Source organism: Kineococcus vitellinus (assembly GCF_009906315.1).
Taxonomy (GTDB): domain Bacteria; phylum Actinomycetota; class Actinomycetes; order Actinomycetales; family Kineococcaceae; genus Kineococcus; species Kineococcus vitellinus.
Window position 1 is genome coordinate 1 of the sequence record NZ_JAAALL010000014.1, and the last position, 22,861, is coordinate 22,861.

Sequence of the window (22,861 nt, forward strand, 5' to 3'; positions counted from 1 at the left end):
CCCCAGCGCCACGACGGCCGGCAGCGCCGCGCCGGTGGCGCTGCTGTGCCTGGGGGTGGCGGCGCTGGCCACCGGCGCGGCGCTGCCGGCCGTCGTGGCGCTGGGGTGCCTGCCGGGCGCGGGGGGTTTCCTGCTGCAGGTGCTGGCCGACAGCACCGGCGCACCCGGCTGGGTGCGCCGGCTGTCCCCCTCCAGCTACCTGGCGCCGGTGCCGCTGCAGGAGCCCGACGGTGCGGCCGCCGCCGTGATGCTGCTAATCGCTGCGGTCCTGGTGGCCGCCGGCGCCGCCGCCCACCGGCGGCGCGACCTCAGGAGCTGACCAGCGCGGTCGGCGGCACCCGGCCGCCGGAGGACCGGCTCAGAGCTGCGCGCGAGCGCCGCGAAGGCTACGTTGGCACCCGGTGTGCCGGGAAGTCTGGTCGGCGATCGCTCGCGCGATCTCGCACGTCGTCGATCCCGAGGCAGGTCCCCGTGGCTCCCAGCACCCCGCCGACTCCCCCCGCAGACCCTCCCCGTCGCGCACCACGCGCCGGCAGCCCGCTCTTCAGCCGCGGGTCGTGGCCGGAGACCCAGCGCATCACCTCCGTCCTGCGCGAGGAGACCGTCGGCGGTGCCCTGCTCCTGCTGGGCACACTCATCGCCCTGGTGTGGGCCAACTCCCCCTGGTCGGGCTCCTACGCCGCGCTGCGCGACACCGTCATCGCCCCCGACACGCTGCACGCCCTGCACCTGGACCTCAGCCTGGGCCAGTGGGCCGCCGACGGCCTGCTGGCGATCTTCTTCTTCATCGCCGGACTGGAGCTCAAGCGCGAGTTCGTCGCCGGCGACCTGCGCGACCCCCGCCGCGCACTGGTCCCCGTCGCCGCCGCCGTGGGCGGGATGGCCGTCCCGGCCCTGCTCTACGTCCTGCTCAACCTCGGCACCGGCGGCGGTGCGCTGAGGGGGTGGGCGATCCCCACCGCCACCGACATCGCCTTCGCGGTGGCGGTCCTGGCCGTCATCAGCACCCACCTGCCCACCGCGCTGCGCACCTTCCTGCTGACCCTGGCGGTGGTCGACGACCTGCTGGCCATCACCATCATCGCGATCTTCTACACCGACACCCTGGCCGTGCTGCCGCTGCTGGCCTCCCTGGCCGTCATCGCCCTCTTCGGGCTGCTGGTGCAGCAGCGCATCCGCACCGGGTGGCTGCTGATCCCGCTGGCCCTGCTCGCGTGGGCGCTGATGCATGCCTCCGGCATCCACGCCACCGTCGCCGGCGTCCTGCTCGGCTTCACCGTCCCCGTCCTGCGCTCGCAGGCAGCCGGTGGGCCCGAGGCGGGGCCGGGCACGGCCGAGCACTTCGAGCACCTGTGGCGACCGCTGTCGGCCGCTTTCGCCGTCCCGGTGTTCGCCTTCTTCTCCGCCGGCGTCACCGTCGGCGGCCTGGGCGGTTTGGGCGATTCCCTGCGCGACCGCGTCGCGCTGGGCATCGTGGCCGGCCTGGTCGCCGGCAAGGCGGTCGGCATCCTCGGCGCCACCGCGCTGGTGGCGCGCTTCACCCGCGCCCGCCTGGACCCCAGCCTGTCCTGGTGGGACGTGCTCGGCGCGTCCCTGCTCGGCGGCATCGGCTTCACCGTCTCCCTGCTCATCGGGGAACTGGCCTTCGGCGCCGGCAGCGAACGCGACGAGCACGTCAAGGTCGGGGTCCTCACCGGCTCCCTGCTCGCCGCGCTCCTGGCCGCGATCGTGCTGCGCGCCCGCGACCGCACCTACCGCCTCCTGCACGAGGCCGAGCAGGTCGACGCCGACGCCGACGGCGTCCCCGACGTCTACGAGGACGACGTCCACGACCACGACGCCCGCGGCTGAGGCGGACGGCGTGTCCTCGACGGGGGTGAGCGGCCTGCTGCGGGTCCTGCCGGCCGACACCGCGGCCTCCCCGGGGCCGGTGCCCGGTGAGCCGCGGCAGTGGACGAAGGCTCCCGAGTGAGCGCGCCGCACCCGGTGACCGCAGACCGCACGGGCGATGGCCGGCGGACCCGGTGGCGGCTGCTGCGCCGGGTGCTGGTGGTCGTGCTGGCCTGCGCGGCAGCGTCGCTGGCGCTCCTCGGGATCGGGGGAGTGCACCGCGACATCGGCCCGGTCAGGGCGCACCTGTCCCTGGCGCTGAGCACGCACGGCGGCACGCAGGTGGAGCTGCCCCCGGTCGGGCAGCTGCAGATGGACACCCACTCAGGTCCCCTCGCCCTGCGGGTGGGCATCGACGACGTCGACCTGCCCCGGGCGCGCGAGCTGTTCGCGAGCGGCGCCGAACGCGCGCAGGTCGTCAGCGAGGTGGAGGGCGAAGTGCGAGCGGGATTGCAGGCGCTGGTGCTGCGCTCGGTCCTGGTGGCGCTGCTGGGCGCCGCGCTGGCCTGCGCGCTGGTCTTCCGCGACCTGCGCACGGTGCTGCTGGGCACCGGCGCGGCGGCGGCCGTCCTGCTGCTGGCCGGCGCCACCACCGCGGCCACCGCCCGCCCGCAGGCCATCACCCGGCCCACCTACACTGGACTGCTGGCCCAGGCGCCGGCGCTGGTGGGCGCGGTGCGCAACGCCCGCACCGACTTCAGCGCCTACAGCGAGCGGCTGGCGCAGCTGACCTCCGACGTCAGCGGCCTGTACACGCGCCTGCAGACCCTGCCCGAAGGCGCGGGGGCGGAGACCACCCAGGTGCTGTGGATCTCCGACGTGCACAACAACCCGCAGGCCTACGCGCTGGTGCGCTCGCTGATCGAGCAGTACGACGTGCAGGCCGTCGTGGACACCGGCGACTCCACCGACCTGGGCACCGGCGTGGAGAACGGCCAGCTGGCCGCCATCGCCGACCTGCCGGTCCCCTACGTGTGGATCCGCGGCAACCACGACTCCGCAGGGACCCAGGCCTACCTGCAGACCCTGGACAACGTGCGCGTCCTGGACGGGGGCGCCGTCACCGAGGTCGCCGGCCTGCGCGTGGCCGGGATCGGCGATCCGACCTTCACGCCGGTCAAGCAGGTGCAGCCGCAGCCAGGCGCGGGCGTGCAGACCCTCACCCGCGCCGGGCAGGAACTGGCGGCGGCCGTGGAGGCCTCGCCCGAGCCCGTCGACGTCGCCCTGGTGCACCAGCCCGCGATGGCGGGACCGCTGCACGGGAAGGTCCCGCTGGTCCTGGACGGTCACGTGCACCAGCGCCGCGACCGCCTCGTGGCGGGCACCCTGGAGCTGACGCAGGGCTCCAGCGGCGGTGCGGGGCTGCGCACGCTGGACGGCGGCGAGGCCCTGCCCCTGCAGCTGTCGGTGCTGCACTTCGAGCCGGCCACCGGGGACCTGGTGGCCGTGGACGACATCACCCTGGCCGGGATCGGCGAGCAGCGCGTCAGCGTCGAGCGCCGTCCCGCCGCCTCCTACCCCACGACCGCGGGCGAGGAGCAGGAGCGGGCGGGTGCGGAGCGGGCGGACGTCGAGGAGGGCGATCTGCAGGAGTGAGGAGCGAGGTCCCGGACGCCGCCGCGAGCCGCGCCACCAGTGGCGCCATCGATCGGATGGCTGCTCCTTCACGAGGCACCGCCGGTGGACCGGCGGCCGGGATCGCGAGTGGAGTCGCGGCTGCGGTCGTGGGCGCAGTCGCGCGCCTCGCCGGGCAGGCGCGGCATCCGCTTGCCCGTGCCGATCAACTCCATCAGCTTCGGGGTGTACGGCACCCCGTGAGCCTTCGCAGCCTGCTGCAGCGAGCCCACCGCCTCCTGCGAAGCTGAGCGCCCGAAGACGGGCAGGTGAGCGATCTGCGCCGGCGCGTTCGGGCCCGGTTCGTCGAAGGGCCCACCGCGAATGCGCAGCACCGGCCCGCCGCCGGCGTACGGCCAGGACGCGGCCCGCCAGGAGACCTCCAGCACGTCCGCCCACGCGTACGTGGTGCGCCCGCGGCGGGTCAGGACGACGATCGCCCCGTCCTCCAGCCGCACGGTGTCCAGGCGGTGGCGCAACAGCGCCCACAGCACGCACCCGGCGGCCAGCACCAGCTGGCCGCTGACGTACAGCAGGCTGAACCCGTCGCCGGGGCTGAGCCACCACCCGAGCGCGGCCAGCGCCACGAAGCCGGCCGCCACCGCCGCACCCCAGCGGGTGCCACCCGCGCCCAGCACCACCACCGGCGACTCCCCCACCTGCTGCACCCCCGACCCCACCTGGCGGGGCCCCGCGCCGGCGAGGCGGTCCTGCGGCGCGTCAGCTCGCCGCCCGAGCGGATGCTCACCGTGCTCGCGGTCGGGTCGCTGGCTCACGCTCCCATGCTGGCCGGTGCACCCGCGCAGCGCTCGGCGTTCACCCGTTCAGAGCAGTCGCCACCTCCGAGCCGTGAGGCAGCCGTCCATGGTGCGCCCGCGCTCGAAGCCTCGACGTCGTGCTCGGCCCAGCGCGTGGGCGCCGGCGGGTCGCCTCCCTCACGGCAGGAGCCGGACCAGGTGATGATCACCAGTGCTCCCCCGCACCGGGCGGATGTGACACCGGGCGCCTGCCCGGCGGTGGAGAACCGCAACGGTCCGACTCCGTCGGCTCAGCGCTGTTTGCACGGCGCTGCGGGTACTGCGCTGCGGGTACTGCGCTGCGGGTACCGCGCTGCGGGTACTGCGCTGCGCTCAGCGACCGGGCGGAGCAACACCGCAACACCGCAACACCCCGGCATCGCCAAGCACGATGCTCGGGCAGCCGAACCTCGAACGGCCAACAGGCATCCGTCGCCGGTGGGCCACCGCGGCGCCCGCAGACGGACGTGAGCTCCTCCTGCCTTCTCGCACGAGGTTCTCGCGGCGAGTTCCTGCGCTGGGTCCCGTGGTTCCCGAACAACTCTGGGAGAGAGGAGCATCGCCCCGGGTGGGGTGCGGCACGAACGGGAGCTCGCGGGAACCGACGTCCTCGCTGGGGTGCGGGGTGTCGCAGTGGTGGGTCTCGTGGCGGGTGCTGGAGGTTCTGCCGCCGACCGGGTGAAGATTCACCTTTGTGGAACCGGGTTCCTCCGAGCCGGGCTGGTGAGCACGACGTGTGCCTTAGGGTCGCGAGCAGCGGCGACGACGCCGCTCACCCGCCGCTTCGAAGGGTCCTCTCATGCGCTCCACGCGCCGCTGCACCCTGCTCGCCACCACCGTGGCCGGCGCCCTCATCGCCGGCCTGGCCACCGCCGCAGGCGCCACCGCCGCCGTGCCGGACGCAACCGCCGCACCGGACGCAACCGCTACCACCCACGGCGCACCGGTCCCCCGGGTCGGCTCCCCCTTCCCCTTCGTCGGCCTGGTCCGCACCGCCGGCGCCGACCGCTACGAGACCGCCGCCCTCATCGCCGAAGCCTCCTTCCAGCCCTCCGCCGACCCCGCCGAGACCGCCGCCTCGGCGGTGTTCATCACCAGCGGCGAAGCACCCGCCGACGCCCTCAGCGCCGGCCCGGCCGCCGCCGGCCTGGAAGCGCCGCTGCTGCTCACCCGCCCCGACGCCCTGCCCGAGGCCACCGCCGTCGAGCTGCAGCGCCTGCGCCCGGCGAGCGTCTACGTCGTCGGCGGCCGCGAGCGCGTCAGCGACGCCGCGCTGGCCGCCATCGCCGCCGCCTCGCCCGGCGCCGAGGTGCAGCGCATCGCCGGCGCCACCCGGTACGAGACGGCCGTGCAGATCGCCGAGGAGTTCTTCCCCGACGCCGACGGTGTCGTCCTCACCCGCGGCGACACCTTCCCCGACGCCCTCTCCGGTGGCGCGGCCGCCGCCGCGGCCGGGGTGCCGCTGCTGATCACCGAGCCGGCCGCGCTGCCGGCGCCGGTGACCACCTGGCTGGCAGGCAAGAGCTTCGACGCGACCCTGGTGGTGGGCGGCACCTCCTCCGTCAGCGACGCGGTCGCCGCCACCCTGGCCTCCCACGTGAGCGACCCGACAGCCGCCACCCGCATCGCCGGCGGCGACCGCTACGAGACCGCCGCCGCGGTGGCCACCGAGGTCTTCCCCGACGCCGGCACCGTCTTCCTGGCCACCGGCGACGACTTCCCCGACGCCCTGGCCGGGGTGCCCGCCGCCGCCGTCAACGCCGCGCCGGTCCTGCTGCTGCCCCGGCAGTGCTACCCCACCTCGGTCGGCACCTACCTGCTCTCGGGCACCATCAGCACCGAAGTGATCCTCGGCGGCCCCGCCTCGGTGACCCCGCAGGCGCTGAGCGACGAGTGCGCCTGACACGCTGAACACCGGGTGCGCCGGACCCGATGAGCACCGGGGGCGCGCAGCACAGGCCCTGATCACCTGCCGGGGTGGCACCCGCCACCCCGGCAGGTGGTCAGGGCCTGCCCGCTACCCACTGCCCGCTACCCACTGCCCGCTACCCACTGCCCGCTACCCACTGCCCGCTACCCACTGCCCGATACCCGCTGCCCTCGTACCTGTTGCGCCCGTCCGCGACCTGGCCCGATGCTCCGTCGTCCGCCTATGGTGCTCGCCAGGACGAGCGGAGAGCTTCGACGCGGTGGCGACGCACGACGGACGGGTGCCGACGCCAGCCGACCGCGCCGGCTGCTCACCCGCCGAGCGAGGACCCCGGGAGGCGCACCGTGAGCGGAACCACGAGCGGAACCACGAGTGGAACCACGAGTGGCGCCGACGCGGTCCACGCAGGCGTCGCTGCCCTGCCCGAGGTCCAGGTCGTCGTCGCCCACCAGGCGCGCGCCACGCTGCGGGTCGGCGACGTGTTCCTCAAGGTCGACCCCGACCGCGCGGGCATCGACGCCGAGGTCGCAGCGATGGCCTCGGTGCCGGTCCCCACCCCCCGCGTCCTGTGGCGCCGGCACCCGGTGCTCGCACTCGAACGGGTGCCGGGCACGGCCCTGGGGACGTTCGGCCACCCCTCGCCCGTCGGCCCCGCCGCGTGGACCGCCGCCGGCGCCGCCCTGCGCGCCGTCCACGAGACCCCCTCGCCGGTCCCGGCCTCCGCGGGACCGGCTGACAGGCTCGCGCAGCGCCTCGAGGATGCCTGCGAGTGGATCCTCGCCCACGAGGCCGTCCCCGCCGACGTCCTGGAGCGCAACCGCGAGCTGGCGCGTCTGGTCCTGCGCCCCGCTCCACCTGCGTTCACGCACGGGGACCTGCAACCCGATCACGTCTTCGTCGACGACGATCACGTCACCGGCATCATCGACTGGTCCAGCGCCGGGCCGGGCGACCCCGTGCTCGACGTCGCGGTCCTCACCCTGGGCCACCCGGAGCACCTCGATGACGTCGCCGCCGGCTACGGCGGGGACGTGCACCTCGACGTCGTTCGGGCGTGGTGGTCCTACCGCTCTCTGACGGCCATCCCGTGGCTCGCCGAGCACGGCTTCGGCTCGCCCGAGACCTTCCCCGAGACCGCGGTGCTCCTGGCCGGCGGGCGCTGAGCGCCGAGGGAGCCGCGCACCCCGTGCCCGGACGGGAGGCCCACGCGCACCACGCCAGATCGCGCCGAGAGCGCATCGACCGCACCGGTCCCAGCGACTGCAGCGCGCCGGAGCAGTGCCCGCCGGAGCAGAGGCCCGCGCCGGCCCGGCTACCGCCACCAGGCGATCTCGAGAGCGCAGGCATGCGAACGCTCTCCCGGAACCACTGGCCAGCGGCCGGCGCCAGGGTGTCCACCTCGCGCCCTGGTCGGCGCTGCACCTGCCGACCACGAACGAACGCGCATCGCGGATCCGGCAGCCAACGTCGATCCGACTGCCCCGCGCCTCACGAGGTGGCCGGTGGTCGTGAACGGTCGGCCCTGGTGCAAGAACTCGATGGCAGGTCGTGACAGGGTTCGCGCGTTCCACCCCCGACAGCACCGCCGGCGCGACGAGCACGGCCCACGTGGCCCGAAGATGCCAGCAGCTCAGGCAGTACCTGCTCGGTGACCCAGCCGGCAGCTGCTCGGGGGCTGAGGTCGATGACCTCCTCCAGCTCCACGCGGTGCCGCTGAAGCTTCCACCGTCCTCCAGCACCACCGTGACGGCAGAGCGCGCGCGGCCATCACCTCGAGGTTGGATGCGGACGAGCACCGCCTCGGCCGACGCGGTGCCGGCTCCAGACCTCCTCGCGCTGCTCCTCGGTCAGCCCGCCCCACACCCCGTGCACCTCGCGCCGCGCCAGCACGTACTCACGGCACGGGCGCAGCACCGGGCACTCGGCGCAGATGCGCAGCGCCGCCGCATCGCGGTGCTGACGCTCCGCTCCGCGCTCGATGTCCGGGTGGAAGAACAGTTCCGGATCCGCCTGTCGGCAGGATCCGCGCACCTGCCACCCCCACGCTTGCAGCTGGGGACGTCGACCACGCAGAGGCTGGGACACGATGGCTCCTGATCAAGCGCGCTGGACGGCGGGCTTCGAAGCGGTGACCGCTTCGAGGCACTCCCGCAGGAAGGTCCGCAGCACTGCTCGACGGCGCTCTCGCTGAGCGCTGTTCCCCACCGTGGACCACCCCAAACATCACGCCACGCCACCACCACCGTCGTGCCGCACGGGCGCGCCGGTGGACCGGGCCGGGGACCACCCGCAGGGGAGGTGTCAGCCGGCCGGCAGGTGCGGTTCGTCCGGCACGTGCGGCGGTACCCGCTGCGGTCCGGCCTCAGGCGGGCGCGGGTGGTCCTGGCGGTGCAGGCGCACGGCGATGACCGCCACGTCGTCCTCGGGCCGGGCGGGCAGCATCCGTGCCAGCAGCCGGTCCACCAGGGCGTCCAGGTCCGCATCGTCGGCGGCCAGCTCCTCCAGCACCGCCTGCAGCACCTCCAGCCCCTCGGCCAGCGGCTGATCGCGCCGCTCCACCAGGCCGTCGGTGTAGAGGATCGCGGTGGAGCCGCGGTCGAGGACCACTTCGGAGGTGCGGCGCGCCAGCTCCGGCGCGACCCCCAGCAGCAGGTCCGCGCTCACCCCGAGCAGCGGCAGCACGCTGCCGTCGGGGTTGATCACCATCGGCGGCGGGTGCCCGGCGTTGGACCAGCGCAGCCGCGTCACCCCGCGCGAGCGCTCGTCCAGGGACTGCTCCAGGCGCGCCACCACGGCGGTGGCGGTGGTGTCCACCTGCAGGTTGGCCAGCGCCCGGTCGGTGTCGGTCAGGATCCGCGCCGGGGAGTCGTTGCCCAGCGCGCCGATGGTGCGCAGCACGGTGCGCACCTGGCTCATCGCCGCCGCCGCCTGCACGTCGTGCCCGACGACGTCACCGATGACCAGCACGGTGGCCCCGTCGGGCTGGATGAAGGCGTCGTACCAGTCGCCCCCCACCTGCGCGGCCTCGGCCGCGGGGGTGTAGCGCACCACGATCTGCCCGTGGTCCGGCTCCGGCGGCGCGGAGAGCAGGGAGCGCTGCAGGGCCTCGGCCAGGGCCCGCTGCTGGCGGTAGGAGCGCGCGGCGTCCAGCGCCAGGCCGGCGCGGTCGGCGACCTCGGCGGCGGTGGACATCTCCTGCGCGCTCAACGCTCCACGCCCAGCAGCGGTGAACACGGTCAGCACACCCACGCTGCGCCCGCGCGCGCGCAGCGGGAAGACCGCTGCGAAACCCGGCGCCAGCCGGGTCAGCAACTGGCGCGCGCGACCGCCGGGGGTCAGGACCGCGCTGACGGCGCGGGTGGCGTCCGGCACGGTCAGCGGTGCGGACTGGCGCAGCGAGGTCCACAGGAAGGACTGATCGGTCAGCTGCGCCAACCGCTGGTCGGCGTACTCGCGCACGAGCTCGCGCAGACCCTCGTCGTGGTGCCACCACCCGACGTCGCGCAGGCCCCGGCGCAGGTCGGACTCGCGGGCGGCGCGGGCGGTGGCCGGGGTGCTGGCCGGCGCCTCGTCGTCGACCAGGGTGATGACGCACCAGTCGCCCAGGGCGGGCACCACCAGGCGGGCCAGGTGCGCCACGGCCGCCTCCGCGTCCACGGTGCTGGAGAGTTCGCGAGAGACCTCGGCGAGCAGCCGCAGGCGCGCGTTGGCCGCGCCGGTGGCTCGCCGCTCGCGCTCGGCCACCCGCCGGGCCTCCTCGGCGGCCACCTGGGCCTGCTCGGCGGCCACCTGAGCCTCTTCGGCGGCCACCTGGGCCTCTTCGGCGACCCACTGCGCGGCCTCGGCGGCCTGCTGGGCGTTCTTGCGGGCGGTGATGTCCAGGAAGTACAGGCCCAACCCCCTGCCGGGGGCCGCACCGCCCGGCCCGGCGCTGCCCGGCCCCACGTCCTCGGGCACGGCGCGCACCTCCACCCACACGTTCAGCGGCTCGGGGTAGAAGGCGTCGAAGGTCACCGTCTGCCCGGTGGCGACCGCGTGCCGGTAGCGCTCCTCGAAGACCGTGCCGACGGTGGCGGGGAAGGCCCCCCAGAAGCTGCGCCCGATCAGCTCCTCCCGGGAGGCGGCGGCGATGCGCTCCACCTCGGTGTTGGCGTAGGTGATGGTCCACTCGGCGTCCACGGCCAGGTAGGCCACCGCCATCGAGTCCATGATCTGCTCGATGCGGGCGGCGCCCTCCCGCACCGCGGTGATGTCGTAGGCCGCGCCCAGCAACCGCGCCGGAGCGCCGTCGGGACCGGGCAGGGTGGCCCCGCGCGCGGCGATCCAGCGGTGCGTGCCGTCTGCCTGCACGATGCGGTACTCCGCGGTGTAGAGCCCACCCTCGGCACTGACCTGCTGCACCGCGGCGATGGTGGCCGCGCGGTCCTCGGGGTGCAGGTGGGCGTACACCTCCTCGGGGCTGCCGCCGAAGGTGGCCGGCTCCACCGCGGACAGCTGCAGCAGCCGCTCGTTCATCACCAGGACGCCCGTGGCCAGGTCCAGCTCGAAGGTGCCCAGCTGCGCGGCCTCGATCGTCAGCGCCAGCAGCGCCCGGTCGGCGGCGTGCTCCCCCGACAGGGCGGCCAGTTCCAGCTCGGCGGTGGCGGCCTCGGCCACCTGCTGCAGCAGCGCCACGTCGCCCTCGCTCCACGAGCGGGCGCTGGGCCCACCCACGCACACCGCACCCACCACCTGCCCGCCGGTGGAGGTCAGCGGCACACCCAGGTAGGAGCCGACCGCGCCGGAGGCCACCGGCGCCAGGTGCGCCACCCGGGCATCGGCGTGGGTGTCGGCGATGGCCATCGGCACCCCGCCCGCGGCGGTGATCGCGCACAGAGCCTGCTCCAGCGACCCCTCCTCCCCCGCCCGGCCGGCCTCGGGACCGACCCCGGCGCTGACGGCGTCGATGTCGGTGAGCAGGGAGAGCTGCGCGGAGGAGGTGCCCAGCAGCTGCGCGGCCAGCCGGGTCAGGCGCTGCAGGCCCGGCAGGGTGGCCGCCGGGCGCAGCCGGCGGGCCGCGGCGGTGCGCGCGGCGTCAGCGGTCAGCGCCCGCGCCGCCACCCGTGCCGCGTCCGTGCCGCTCACGTGCGAGCGCGTGGTGTCCGAGCGCGCAGCAGCCGCATCACCGCCGGGTGAGTCCGTGCGGGAGGGGTCCGTGGAGGACGGGTCGTGAGACATGCGCACCCCTGACGCCAGGCGACCTTCTGGCGTCGTGCCAGCTCGGAAGAACAGCGCTCATCGTGCGCGATCCAACCACCTGCACGGCGAGCGGCGCGACTGCGCGGCCAGGCTCACCTGCTCGCAAGGGTCCAACCCGCCTCACGACGTGGCGACGCACGGCGGCAGCGTCGGGCGATCTGCCAGGCGCACGCCGCCTGCGTGCCCGAGGGCGCTGAACTGCTGGTCCCCGAGCCGGTCACCGACGGCGTGCGTCACACCGCCGCACCGATGAGGTCGACCCCAGCGGCGGGTGCGCTTCACCCTTGCGCGCCCGGTTCCGGGGCCGCGCCCGTGCCCAACGAGGCCGGGTCGATGCGCTGGCTGACGACCGCGTCCACGACCTCGTCGAGCGTCTGCCCGCCGGCGTAGGCGTGAGCGCGCAACAGCGCCAGCGCGTCGTCGGCGTCCAGGCGCAGGACCACGTTCACCATGCCGATGGCGATCCACACCTGCTCGCGCGAGAGCACGGCGGGGGTGTCCAGCCAGGAGGCGCCGCTCACCTGCACCTGCACGGGCACCTCCTGCGGCGCCGTGCCCAGCAGGATGCTGGTGATGGAGGCGGCGATGGGGGCGGCCGCAGCCGTCAACTGCTCAGCGTCCACCGCGGGTTCCTGCACGCCGGACGCCTGCGCGCCGGGTGCACGCCGGTACAGGTCCAGCGCGCCGATGCTGCTCTGCGAGCGCAGCAGGGGGAGGCTGAGCACGAAGCGGAAGGGGGTGCGCTGCAGGTGCTCCTGAGCCAGGGCGGGCCAGCGCGCGCTCATCGCCGCCGCATCGGCGTGCACGGGGCGGCCGCTCTGCTGGGCCTGGAAGCAGGGCCCCTCCCCGATGGTGAACTGCAACCGCTCCGCCAGGGCGGCGCTGTCGTCGCTGGCGCCCAGGGGCAGGCGGATGCCGGAGCCGCTCATGACGCTGATGCCGGCGCCGTCCACGCCGAGCACGCCGGCGCACGCCCGGGCCAGCGTGGAGGGCAGCAGGGCGGGACCACCGCTGAGGGTGGAGGTCCACTGCCGGGTGAAGTCGTCGAGCAGGCTCACCAGCAGCCACCCGCGCCCGCAGGGCCTGGTGCGCTGGTGCGGCACGCCAGGGGCAGCAGCGGACGAGGAGGCCGGTGAGGCGGCAGCGGACGAGCCGGCAGCAGGTGAGCCGGCGGGGCAGGTGCAGGCAGCACAGGAGGACCTTCCAGAGAGCCGGCGCCCTTGCTTGGACCGTGGACAGGCACACTAGCCGCGCCTGGCCGGGCGGGCATCGAGGCGGGAGCGCGGACCTGCTTCTCGCTCCACCACGGGTGGTGGAGCAGGCGGAAGCATCACCGGTCCCGGAACGCGTCAGGCGGCACGGGGCGCGCCAGGTGGTGACCCTGCCCCAAGGTGATCCCCAGGGTGCGCAGGCACTGAAGCTCCTGAGCGGTCTCGATGCCTTCAGCGACGACCTGCGCACCGGTCTGCTCGGCGAAGGTGGTCAGTGATGCAGCCAGCGCGCGACGGGTGCCATCGAGGTGGATGTCGCGGATCAGGCTCATGTCCAGCTTGATGAAGTCCGGCTCCAACGCCACGACGTGGCGCATGCTGGCGAAGCCGGCGCCGGCATCGTCGACGGCCACCCGCAGCCCGTCAGCACGCAACGGGGCCAGCTGGCGCAGCAGGGTGGCGTAGTCGGCCACCTGCTCGTGCTCGGTGATCTCCACCACCAGAGCACTCAGGTCCTCACCTCGCAGCGCCCGGGTCAGGGCCGGCGAGGCGGCCACGGCGGGGCCGATGTTCAGCGAGAGGAACTGGGCCCCGGCGGGGCGCTGGTGCAGCGCGGCGCGCACGGCCGCCAGCTCCAGGCGCTCGCCGGCGCCGGCTCCGGCGGCGGCGGCCTGCGTGAACCAGGTGTCGGGACTGCCCTCGGGGAAGCGGCTGAGCGCCTCGTCCCCCACGCGCCGCGAGTCCTCCAGGGCGAGGACGGGTTGGTACACCGGCTGCGGCCCGCCGGCGCGGTACAGGGCCTCCAGACGCGCCAGCACAGCGCGGCGCTGGCGGGCCTGCTGGTGATCACGGGTCACCAGCTCCCCCAGCGCCTCGGCGATGATCTGCAGCACGCCGCTGTCGCGCGGGCGCAACTCGGGCTGCGGGCTGGTCGAGAGCGCGCACAAGGTGCCGTACAGGGTGCCGTCGTTGAAGCGCACCGGTACCCCGACGTAGGCGCCGATGCCCAGAGCCGCGGTGATGGGCAGGGCCCTGGTGAGCGGATGCGCCCCGGCGTCGGCGACGACCGGGCTCAAGGAGCCCTCGAGCACCTGCCGGCAGTAGGTGCCGCTGAACCGCCAGCCGAAGTCCTGGGCGATGCGGGTGCCGGGTCCGGTGGCGATGTGGCGCAGCGTCCACACCTCACCCTCGATGTGGGAGAGCACGGCAGCGTCCATGCCCAACTGGCGCCGGGCTGCCTCCAGCAGCCTGCCGATGCGCTGGGCCACCTGCGGATCTCCACCGGTGGTCGCGCCACCCGCCTCGGCGCTGCCGCTGCCCACCTCACCGGTCCTCGCGCTGTCGAGCCCCGCGCTGTCGAACCCCGCACCGCTGTCAGCGTCCAAGGGCTCGTCGAGCAGGCCGGTGGCCGAGGTGCGCCGCCCGGGAGCAGCTGCCTGGGTCTGGTGGGTCTGCTGGGCCCGGCGGGCGCGCTGCCCGGCGCGGGCGGCCTTGTCGGCGTACATGGCCGCATCCGCCTCGCTCCAGGTCCGGGGCAGGCCGGTGGCCGCGCGCCGGGTGGCCGCCCCCAGCGAAGCGGACACCCCCGCCACCTGCAGCCCCTGGCGCACCCGCTCGCTGATGGCGGCGGCAGCGGCGCGGTCCGCGCCGGGCAGCAGAGCGGCGAACTCATCGCCCCCCAGGCGCACGATCAGGTCCTCGGGGCGCAGGTGCTCACGCAGGACCTCGGCGGCGCGCACGATCAGCGCGTCGCCGGCCTCGTGCCCGCAGGTGTCGTTGAGCTCCTTCAAGCCGTCCAGGTCGATGATCAGCACCGAGGCGGTGGCGCCCAGGCGGCGGGCGCGCGCCTCCTCCGCAGCCAGGGCGACGTCCCAGGCGCGGCGGTTGCCGATGCCGGTGAGCGCATCGCGCTCGGCGATGGCCTCGGCGTGCTCGGCACGGCGCGCCTGCTGCTCCAGGCGCAGCTCGCAGCTGAGCACGGTGGCCAGCAGGTCGGCGGCCAGCTGCACATCGGGCAGCTGCTGGGCGGTCGCCGGGTCCACCTCCTGCAGGGCTCCCGCGCACAGCGTGCCCAGCACGCTGCCGTCGGGGGCGGTCAGCGGCACCGAGAGGTAGGAACGCCACGGGAAGCCCGTGGCGCTGGTGGCGTGCGTCCAGCCGGCCTCCTGCTCCACGTGCGCGGAGAAGCCGGGGGCCTCACCGGCCAGCGTGGCTGCGCAGAAGGTGTCGTCCCAGGCCATGACATCGCCGGCGCGCATGCCGACTCCGCCACCGTCCAGCGCCACCAGGACGACGTAGTCCTCCCCGTCGCGGCGGGCCACGGCCCAGGTGTCCAAGCCGACACGCTCGTGCAGGCGCTGCAAGGTGGTGCTCGCCGCGGAGGTGAAGTCGCTCATCCGGTGCGGCGCCTCCGGCGAGGTCGCCTCCACCACCGGCTCCACCACCGACTCCGGCGCCGGCTCGGGTGCCGGTGCCGGCTCGGGTGCTGCACCGAGAGCAGGCCCGGTCCGCGCCCTGAGGTCGCACCCACCTCGGTGCTCCCCGCCTGCCGGCCCTCCCGCTCTCGGGTTCGTCACCGCTCGAGCCTGCCAGCACCGGCCGAAGCGTGCAGCGGAGCGCGCGGCTCCCGGTGCAGGAGTGGCCGGTGCCGTGGCCGGTGCCGTGGCCGGGGACGGGCCGGAGCCGTGTCACCGCCCCGGGCCCGGCCGGGAGGCCGGCGTGCTCCCACCCCACCGCTCACGGCGCGGGAGCACCAGGAGCTACCGGCCCGGCTGCGGCTGCGGTGGACCCGGGGCGGGCGAGCGCCGCACCACCAGCGCCAGGCAGTCGTCGTCCTCGCGCGCGCACGTGCTCACGTCGGTCAGCAGGCGCGCGGGGACCTCGTCCACGGGCAGGTCGGCCAGGGCCGCCGCGGTGGCCGTCAGCTCCCGCAGGCCCTCGTCGATGTCGCGGGTGCCCTCGATGAGCCCGTCGGTGTAGAGCACCAGGGTGTCCCCGGGGGACAGGACCACCTCGGCGGTGGCGCCGCTGCCCGGCTGCAGGTAGCCGATGCCCAGCCCCTCGGCGGGCACCTCGCGCGCCGCGCCCGCGGCGACCAGGACCGCAGGCGGGTGCCCGCCGCCGGCCAGGCGCACCCGGCCGGTGCGCGGGTCGAGCACGGCGATGAGCACCGTGGCCATCGCCTGCGGGTGCGTCACCTCCAGCACCGCGCCGGCGCGGGCCACCAGCTCCTCCAGGGGGCAGCCGGCCACGGCCAGGGTGCGCACCGTGGTGGTCACCGCCAGCGCCTCGCGGGTGGCTGCGGTCCCCCGGCCCATCGCGTCGACCACGACGAGCAGCACCTGACCCGAGGGCAGCACCAGCCAGTCGTAGAGGTCCCCGCCCGCCGGCGCCGCGGCGGCCGGCTCGTAGGCGACCGCCACCTGCAGGCCCGGCACCGCCAGGGCGGGCGGGCGCAGGGCGCTCTGCAGCGCGGCGACGTCCTGGCGCTGGACCCGCGCCCGCTCGGTCAGCTCCAGCAGGGCGCGCTCGGCGCTGTCGGCGCGCACGACGCTGGACAGGTCCCGCACGGTGGCCACCGCCCGCACCCGCTCATCGCCGTGCACCGGCGCCACGCTGACGGCCACCGGGGTGCAGGAGCCGCCGCGACCGCGGACGCGGTGCAACCCACCCACCCCGGACGGAGCCGACGGGGTCGCAGGCGCGCCGGGCCGCGGATGCCCCTCCTCGCCGGCACCCTCCAGCAGCTCCCGCAGCAGCCGGCCGGTCAGCGGCCGCGGCCCCAGCAGCCGCACCGCCGCCGCGTTGGCCTCCACCACGCGCCCACCGCCGTCCAGGGCCAGCACGCCGTCGTCGATGCTGCCCACGATGAGGCGGCTGCGGGCCCCCAGCGCGCTCAGGCGCGCGCGCACCACCTCCTCGGCGCGCCAGGAGGCGATGCCGACCGCGGCGGCCAGCGCCAGCAGGGCGCCGTGCACCAGCGCCCACAGCCACGGGTGCTGCTGCCCGGCGGGGTGGTTGAAGATCTCGTGCTCGGAGGTGGAGGCGAGCAGGCCGTGGTGGACCACGACGAAGCCGACCGCCGTCAGGAACGGCGCCCACGTCTGGTAGGCGGCCGCGGCGCCGACGGCGATGAAGAAGAGGAAGTGCGTCTCGATCAGGCCGCCGGACAGGTGCACCGCCAGCGCCGCCACGGCCACCAGGGCGAGCATGGCGGCGCAGGAGGCCGCCTCACGTCCCCAGCGCCGGCTCGTGAGGCGGCTCCCGGCCACGCTGACGATGCTCAGGGCGGTGGCGGTGAGCGCGGCGAGCGCGATGGGCAGGGTGTCGGCGAGCGCGTGGCGCAGCCCCTCGGCGCTCACCGCCCAGGCGGACGCCGCGACGCACGCCAGCCACGCCGCGCTCAGGAACGTGCGGTGGCGCCCGCGCCAGATGTCATCGGGCAGCGGCGTCCCCTGCGGCAACCACCGGGCTCGTGGCAGCCGGCGCAGCGAGCCCCGGCGCCACCACGGCAGCCGGCCGTGCCGGTGCTGCTCTCGTCGTGACAGCAGCGCCATGGTGTGCCGCGACCGCCTCTCGTCGACTCCAGTGCACCGATCCGTGCTGACGGGCCTCGCCCGCCGACATCATCGGCACGCCGAGGCTCGTCCTTGATGCGCTGCTCGAGCGATCGAGCACGCGTCGCCGCAGCGATCCGTGCACCGCTCGAGCCACCCCGTCCGACCGATCCCTCCGGCTCGACCACCCCAGTGCTGCTGCGGATCGTGGTGGTCGTCGTGTCGGCTGGCTGGTGCAACGCGCCGCGCACGGCACTCGCGACAGCCTCACCGACCTGCTGAACCGGCGAGGCTCCGACGAACGCCTCGACGAAGCCGTCGCCCACCGCACCGACGCGCCGTCGAACCCGGCCCTGATCGACATCGACCACTCCAAGGACGTCGGCGACGTCTGCGGCGAACCGGGCGATCTCAGCGCTACCGTCCCGACATGGAGGTCACCGGTGCCTGACGCGATGACGCACCCCGACCCGAACGCGTCCTGGTCGGGAACGGCCGTGCTCACCGAGCACGGCCGCCTCGTGCACGAGGACTCCAACGGCTTCGCCGACGGAGCGGCCAGCACGCCCTGCGGTCCGCACCTGCGCTTCCAGGCCTCCTCCATCAGCAAGCAGGTCCTCTGCGTCACAGCCCTCGCCCTGCAGCAGCGTGGCCAGCTGCAGCTGGACCAGCCGATCCCCCGGTGGCTGCCGCAGCTGCCGCGGACCTTGCACGACATCACCCTGCACCACCTGCTCAGCCACACCTCCGGCATCGGCCACTGGGCCGAGCTGCCCGGACCGGGACCAGGCCCGGGACCGAGCAGGCGGACGCCGCACCTGGTGAGCCCCCCTGCCCCCGGAGCGTTGCAGGACCTGATCGCCCAGGCGGGCCTGCTCACCCCCGCGGGCACGGCGTGGCGCTACAGCGGCCCCGGCTTCTTCCTCGCCGCTCAGGTCCTGCAGGCCGCGAGCGGCCACCGCTACCGCGACCTCGCCGCCGACCTCGTCTTCGGCCCCGCACAGATGACCTCCACCACCTCCGGCACCTTCCCGCTGGGGCAGCTCGACGTCGCCGCCGGCCACCGCGCCGGGCGCCGCGTGCCCGTGGACCCCGGGTGGACCCGGCTCCCGGGCAGCGGGGACCTGTGGACCACCGCCGCCGACCTGCTGCGCTACAGCCGCGCACTGCGCTCCGGGCAGCTGCTGGATGCGGCGACCGCGGCTCTGCTGTGGAGCCCCCACGTCCCCCTGCCTGCTCCGCCGACGGCCGAGCAGGGACGGGCCACGGCCACCGCGTACGGCTACGGCACGTTCCTCGGGCGCGTCCGGGAACGCCCGGCGTGGTTCGTCCCCGGTGACAACCCCGGCTACCGGTCGCTGCTCGCACACCCGATCGGCAGCGATTCCGACCTGGCGATCTTGTCCAACGACGAGGGCCCCGGCATCGACGCCGCCCTCGAGCGGATCCCCTCGCCCTGACTCCTCACCTGCCTCGATGCGCAGGGGACGCGTCGGCGGTCGTCGTCGACGCGCACGCACGCCTGCTCCTCCACCAGCTCATCGGTGCTCGCGCCACGAGCGCGGACGGGCGCCCACACGGAACGTGGCCGCCGGCTGCGGCGTCTCAGCGGACCAGGACCGACCCGCTCACCGACCCGCTCACCGACCCACACATCGACGAAGGAACCTGGTGCGACGAGGCCACACCCGAGCGCAGCCGGCCTCGCGGCATGCGCGGCATCCGTGGCCTGCGCGGCGCTGCTGACGGCCCGCTCGGGGACCTCGGTCTCAGCCGCGCTGGAGGGTTCCCTGCTGGTCTCCCAGGGCAGCTGGGACGCCGCATGACCGCGGCCATCGGGGTCAGCTCGCCGAGGTCGGCGCCCGCACCGGGGCCGCAAGGCTCGGAGGATCGTGGACTGGTCGCCGTCTGCAGAGCCCAGCCGCTCCGTCGAGCGCTCAGCGCAGGACGTCCTCGACGATCGCGCGCTGGACGGCCAGCCCCGCCCACTCGTCGTCGTCGACCGCGTCGTAGACCAGGGCCAGCGGACCGCTGTACCCGGCGTCCAGGATCGCCGACAGGCTCTTGCGGTAATCCACCTCGTCGACCTCGCCCCCGTCCCAGTGCGCCTTGGCGTGGCAGGTCTCCGCGTGGGCGGTGACCTCGGCCAGGTCGGCGTACTTGCCCGGGCCGGTCCAGTTCCCCAGGTCCACCAGCAGTCCCACCGCCCCGGCGAGGGGGTCGAGGACGGCCCGGACGTCCGCGGCGTCGCGCGTCACGTCCCCCCAGTTCTCGGTGACCACGCGCAGGTCCCCGGCACGGGCGGCGATGCGCCCCAGCGCCGCGCAGCTGTCGGCCTGCGCGGTGTCGGTGCGCGTCTGGCCGGCCACCACCCGGATCCGGGCGGCTCCCAGCGCAGTGGCGTCGGCGAGGTGGGAGGAGATCCACGCCTCCTCACGCGCGGCCTCGCTCGGGTGCGTCAGGTCACCCTCGTCCACCAGGAAGGTGTCCAGCACGACACCGGCCTCGGCCAGTGCCGCGCGCAGCTCGGCGAGGTAGGTGGCGTCGCGGTGCGGGAGGTGGAAGTGGCACAGCTGCACGGTGCGGTAGCCGTGCTCGCGCAACGCCGCGGGCAGCTCCAACAGCGGCAACCCGGTGGGTGCGGCGCCGGGTCCGGTACCGGGTGCGGTGGTGCTCCCCGCCCGGAACCGGCCCAGGGTGCGGTCCAAGGACCAGGCGTGGACCGCCGCGGCCCGCAGCAGGTCCTGGCCGGAGTCGATGTCGTCGTCGACCGTCATGCCACCCAGCATCCCGCACGCACCCCGCACGCGCGCTCCACCGGGCGATCAGACCCTTCCGGAGTCGGCGATGCGCCACACCTCCGAACCGCTGTCCCGCACCAGGACGTACCCCCACGACGTCGTCCCGTCCGGCGTGCTCTCGTCCCCGCCGCGCAGGTCGAAGGTCACCGGCACGAACACCGCCTGAGCGTGCCCTTCGGCTGCTGTTCCCGTCGTCGACTCGACCATCGCGGCGGACACCCCGACGTCCTCGATGCTCGGGGGAGGTGCCGCGGCAGTGCTGGTCGCTCATCGACGGCACCCTCGACGACGATGCCGACACCGCCACCGTGGAGGGGCGGCGCAAGGCCGCAGCCGACGCTCCCGCTCGGGGCTCCCCGGTCGTGACGCTGTCGTGCAGACGTCGACGACCTCGCGCTCCATCGTCGACCGCCGACGCGTCACCAGCCCGCCGATCCGCCCTCGACCGCCCACGGTGTGCCCGGCGAGTTCACCGACGGCGTGGATTCCGTCGACCTCGCCCGCCCACGGGCCCGGCGGCCACCCGGGCGCCCGGGTGGGAGGTGGCGCTGATCAGACCGGGTCGCCGAAGTCCGGGACGGGCAGCCGCGCCCCGCCCTGCTTGGCCGACTCGTTGGCGATGATCCCCGGGACGGTGAACCGGGCCGCGACCCACGCGTTGACCGGCGGCTGGACGCGGTCGCGCACCGCCACGACGAAGTCGTCCGCCAGGAAGTGGTGCGCCCCTTCGTGGCCGTTGGGCGCCCCTTCGAACTCCTCGGGCAACCGGCTGCGGTCGTGCACCTTCGCGGTGCCGGAGCGGAAGCTGCTCAGCAGCGCGGGGTCGATGTCGGTCAGGTCCTCGGGCACCTCGGAGTGCTCACCGGCCCGCAGCTCGTCGCTGATGTCGAGGGTCCTGCCCTTGTGGTAGTCCTCGCCCTCGGTCTTGACCGTGACGACCGTGCTGGTGATGGACTGCTCCATGACCTGCTCGGTGCCGTAGAAGCGGAACCGCGATTCCGGACCGCTCCAGTACCCGACCCGGCGGAACTCGTTGGTCCGCATGACCCCTCCGTCAGCGAGCTCGAAGAGGGCCGACATGTTGGAGAAGTCGTTGTCCCAGCGCGAGACCGCCTTGTCGAAGACGCCGTCGCCGCGGGTGTCGCTGATGCCCGTGCAGCTGACGCTCACGGCGTGGGTCGGCCAGGCTCCCAGCACGCCGCCGATGGCGTGGGTCGGGTAGAGCATGGGCGGGTAGCTCGCGGTCTCCTTCCAGTCCTCCCCACCGCTGTAGCGGTAGGCGGCGTAGAAACCGTTGTCCATGTCGTGGACGTAGTCGCCCTCGCCGTAGAACACCCGGCCGAACTCACCGGTCGCGATGTGCTCGCGGGCCCAGACGGTGGCGGGGTTGTAGTAGCTGGTCTCACCCATCATGTAGATCAGCCCCGTCTCGCGCACCGCGGCCACGATGGCCTCGACGTCGTCGACGGTGGTCGCCATCGGCACGGCGGAGTAGACGTGCTTGCCGGCGGCCAGCGCCTGGCGCACCAGGGGACCGTGCGACCAGCGCTGGGTCATGATCGCGACGGCGTCGACGTCGGAGGCCAGCGCGTCCTCGAAGCTGTCGAAGGACCCGGCGAGGCCGTGGGACTCGACGTGCTGCCGGGCGCGTTCGGGGACGACGTCGCTGACCCACACCTCCTCGACGTCGGGGTGGAGCTGCCACAGGGCGATGAAGCTGCGGGCGAACTGGCCGGCGCCGATGACAGCGATCTTCACGAGGTGCTCTCCTGCGAGTCGAGTGACGAACGGTGAACCCCCAGGATGATCCACGACGCCGCCGTCGGCGACGTGGGGTGCCCTGTCCTCGTCGACGCCCGGCGTCACCTCCAGGACCGCTCCGCCCGAGGGCCGTGCGTCGGCTGGGCCCGGTGTGGACGACCGGTGACGTCGCCCAGTCCCTGCGCCCCCTGGCCCGCTCGATCCTGGGCGATGGGCGCAACAGCTGGCCGACCTGACCTGCGGCAGCAGCGGCTGCACCCCCACCCACCCCGTACGGCGACAACGCCGCCCTCCAGGTCGGCTCGGTCTGCGCGCTCGCGACCACCCGGCGCGTCGGCGCCGACGCTGGGGGCCCGGCGCAGGCTGCGGCTCCTCGGCGCCGACCACCGCACGCGTCGATCCCCGCACCGACAGCCGGGTCGGCACGACCTGCACCCGTTCGGTGTCGAGACCGTCGATCCGCTGCAGGAGCACCTGCAACCCCTGCGCTCCCACCTGCTCGAAGTCCAGCCTCGACGACGTCAGGGGCGGCGTGAAGCACTTCGCCTCCGGCACGTCGTCGACACCGACGATCGAGCAGTCCCGTGGAGCCAGCACGTCGCGTTCCCGCACGGCGGCCGTGAAACCCAGGGCGATCTCGTCGTTGGCCGCGAAGACGGCATCGAAGTCGGTGGCATCCAGCCCGGCGCTGACGTCCGCTCCGGAGTCGGCGTCCCACTCGCGGCACCGCAGCACGCCCAGGGGTGGGCACTTCCACTCGGCGAGTTCGTCGAGGTGACCCCGGCGTTGCCGTGGTTCATCGGGCCGGTGGCGAGGAAGCCCAGGGTGTCCGTCCGCTGGGCCCGCAGGATCTGCGGCAGCCTGCTGCGGTCGTACCCGAGTTCGCGCACTGCGGCCTCGGTCCTCTCCCCGGCACTGGTGGAGACGTAGCCACCGGTGTAGTAGCGCGAGACCGTCTGCGCCGAGACCTGAGCCGCCCGCCCGACGTCGGCCGTGCTCGGCCGCCACCGCGCAGTGGCGGCGTCGCCCGGCACCAGGTCGGTCGAGGTGTCGGGCACCAGGG

General features: G+C 74.8%; 14 protein-coding genes and 3 pseudogenes. 6 read left to right on the top strand and 11 right to left on the bottom strand.

Annotated elements, in window-relative coordinates; genetic code table 11:
• From GTQ99_RS02705 to GTQ99_RS02715, 3 genes and pseudogenes are all read left to right on the top strand, one after another.
• Window positions 1-319: pseudogene (locus GTQ99_RS02705) on the top strand (polyketide antibiotic transporter); the annotation flags it as partial.
• Window positions 320-471: 152 nt separating this feature from the next.
• The gene (gene nhaA, locus GTQ99_RS02710) at window positions 472-1,851 is read left to right on the top strand and encodes a Na+/H+ antiporter NhaA (RefSeq protein WP_166614202.1); all 1,380 of its coding nucleotides are present in this window, start codon (window positions 472-474) and stop codon (window positions 1,849-1,851) included.
• A 117-nt stretch (window positions 1,852-1,968) separates the two neighbouring features.
• Window positions 1,969-3,486 carry a metallophosphoesterase gene (locus GTQ99_RS02715; protein WP_166614203.1) on the top strand — a complete coding sequence of 506 codons (1,518 nt, stop codon included), beginning with the start codon at window positions 1,969-1,971 and terminating at the stop codon, window positions 3,484-3,486.
• 68 nt (window positions 3,487-3,554) lie between these two features.
• On the opposite strand, the gene GTQ99_RS02720 is transcribed toward GTQ99_RS02715, so the two are convergent.
• On the bottom strand, window positions 3,555-4,280 hold the full coding sequence (locus GTQ99_RS02720; protein WP_166614204.1) for a hypothetical protein: 726 nt from the start codon (window positions 4,278-4,280) through the stop codon (window positions 3,555-3,557).
• Between the two features lie 820 nt (window positions 4,281-5,100).
• Between GTQ99_RS02720 and GTQ99_RS02725 the strand changes: the two genes are divergently transcribed.
• Entirely contained in the window at window positions 5,101-6,204 is a 1,104-nt protein-coding gene (locus GTQ99_RS02725) for a cell wall-binding repeat-containing protein (RefSeq protein WP_166614205.1), read from the top strand.
• A gap of 446 nt (window positions 6,205-6,650) precedes the next feature.
• Window positions 6,651-7,394 (top strand): phosphotransferase family protein, encoded by a 744-nt coding sequence (locus GTQ99_RS25830; protein ID WP_166614220.1) that lies wholly within the window; start codon window positions 6,651-6,653, stop codon window positions 7,392-7,394.
• A 604-nt stretch (window positions 7,395-7,998) separates the two neighbouring features.
• Here the strand turns inward: GTQ99_RS25830 and GTQ99_RS02735 are convergent.
• From GTQ99_RS02735 to GTQ99_RS02755, 5 genes are all read right to left on the bottom strand, one after another.
• Window positions 7,999-8,316, bottom strand: coding sequence for a WhiB family transcriptional regulator (locus tag GTQ99_RS02735; RefSeq protein ID WP_166614206.1), 318 nt, complete (start codon window positions 8,314-8,316; stop codon window positions 7,999-8,001).
• 216 nt (window positions 8,317-8,532) lie between these two features.
• Window positions 8,533-11,355 carry a SpoIIE family protein phosphatase gene (locus tag GTQ99_RS02740; protein ID WP_338074671.1) on the bottom strand — a complete coding sequence of 941 codons (2,823 nt, stop codon included), beginning with the start codon at window positions 11,353-11,355 and terminating at the stop codon, window positions 8,533-8,535.
• Window positions 11,356-11,747: 392 nt separating this feature from the next.
• A complete protein-coding gene (locus GTQ99_RS02745) occupies window positions 11,748-12,527 on the bottom strand; it encodes a GAF domain-containing protein (protein WP_166614208.1) in 780 nt (259 codons plus the stop codon).
• Between the two features lie 272 nt (window positions 12,528-12,799).
• Window positions 12,800-15,109, bottom strand: coding sequence for an EAL domain-containing protein (locus tag GTQ99_RS02750; RefSeq protein ID WP_166614209.1), 2,310 nt, complete (start codon window positions 15,107-15,109; stop codon window positions 12,800-12,802).
• 330 nt (window positions 15,110-15,439) lie between these two features.
• Complete coding sequence (locus GTQ99_RS02755) at window positions 15,440-17,236, bottom strand: PP2C family protein-serine/threonine phosphatase (protein ID WP_166614210.1); 1,797 nt, start codon at window positions 17,234-17,236, stop codon at window positions 15,440-15,442.
• A gap of 443 nt (window positions 17,237-17,679) precedes the next feature.
• On the opposite strand from GTQ99_RS02755, the gene GTQ99_RS02760 reads away from it, so the two are divergent.
• Window positions 17,680-18,696, top strand: coding sequence for a serine hydrolase (locus GTQ99_RS02760; RefSeq protein WP_166614211.1), 1,017 nt, complete (start codon window positions 17,680-17,682; stop codon window positions 18,694-18,696).
• A 477-nt stretch (window positions 18,697-19,173) separates the two neighbouring features.
• Here the strand turns inward: GTQ99_RS02760 and GTQ99_RS02765 are convergent, their stop codons facing one another.
• From GTQ99_RS02765 to GTQ99_RS27440, 5 genes and pseudogenes are all read right to left on the bottom strand, one after another.
• Complete coding sequence (locus GTQ99_RS02765; RefSeq protein WP_166614212.1) at window positions 19,174-20,013, bottom strand: sugar phosphate isomerase/epimerase family protein; 840 nt, start codon at window positions 20,011-20,013, stop codon at window positions 19,174-19,176.
• A 48-nt stretch (window positions 20,014-20,061) separates the two neighbouring features.
• On the bottom strand, window positions 20,062-20,256 hold the full coding sequence (locus tag GTQ99_RS02770) for a hypothetical protein (RefSeq protein ID WP_166614213.1): 195 nt from the start codon (window positions 20,254-20,256) through the stop codon (window positions 20,062-20,064).
• Window positions 20,257-20,589: 333 nt separating this feature from the next.
• On the bottom strand, window positions 20,590-21,795 hold the full coding sequence (locus GTQ99_RS24670; RefSeq protein WP_338074672.1) for a Gfo/Idh/MocA family protein: 1,206 nt from the start codon (window positions 21,793-21,795) through the stop codon (window positions 20,590-20,592).
• Between the two features lie 408 nt (window positions 21,796-22,203).
• A pseudogene (locus GTQ99_RS27435) lies at window positions 22,204-22,572 on the bottom strand (substrate-binding domain-containing protein); the annotation flags it as partial.
• Window positions 22,573-22,676: 104 nt separating this feature from the next.
• Window positions 22,677-22,856: pseudogene (locus tag GTQ99_RS27440) on the bottom strand (LacI family DNA-binding transcriptional regulator); the annotation flags it as partial.
• Between the last annotated feature and the right edge of the window lie 5 nt (window positions 22,857-22,861).

Coding starts and splice junctions, on each gene's coding strand:
- GTQ99_RS02725 (WP_166614205.1), top strand. CDS start 5,101: ATGCGCTCCACGCGCCGCTGCACCCTGCTCGCCACCACCGTGGCCGGC.
- GTQ99_RS02755 (WP_166614210.1), bottom strand. CDS start 17,236: ATGGCGCTGCTGTCACGACGAGAGCAGCACCGGCACGGCCGGCTGCCG.
- GTQ99_RS02765 (WP_166614212.1), bottom strand. CDS start 20,013: ATGACGGTCGACGACGACATCGACTCCGGCCAGGACCTGCTGCGGGCC.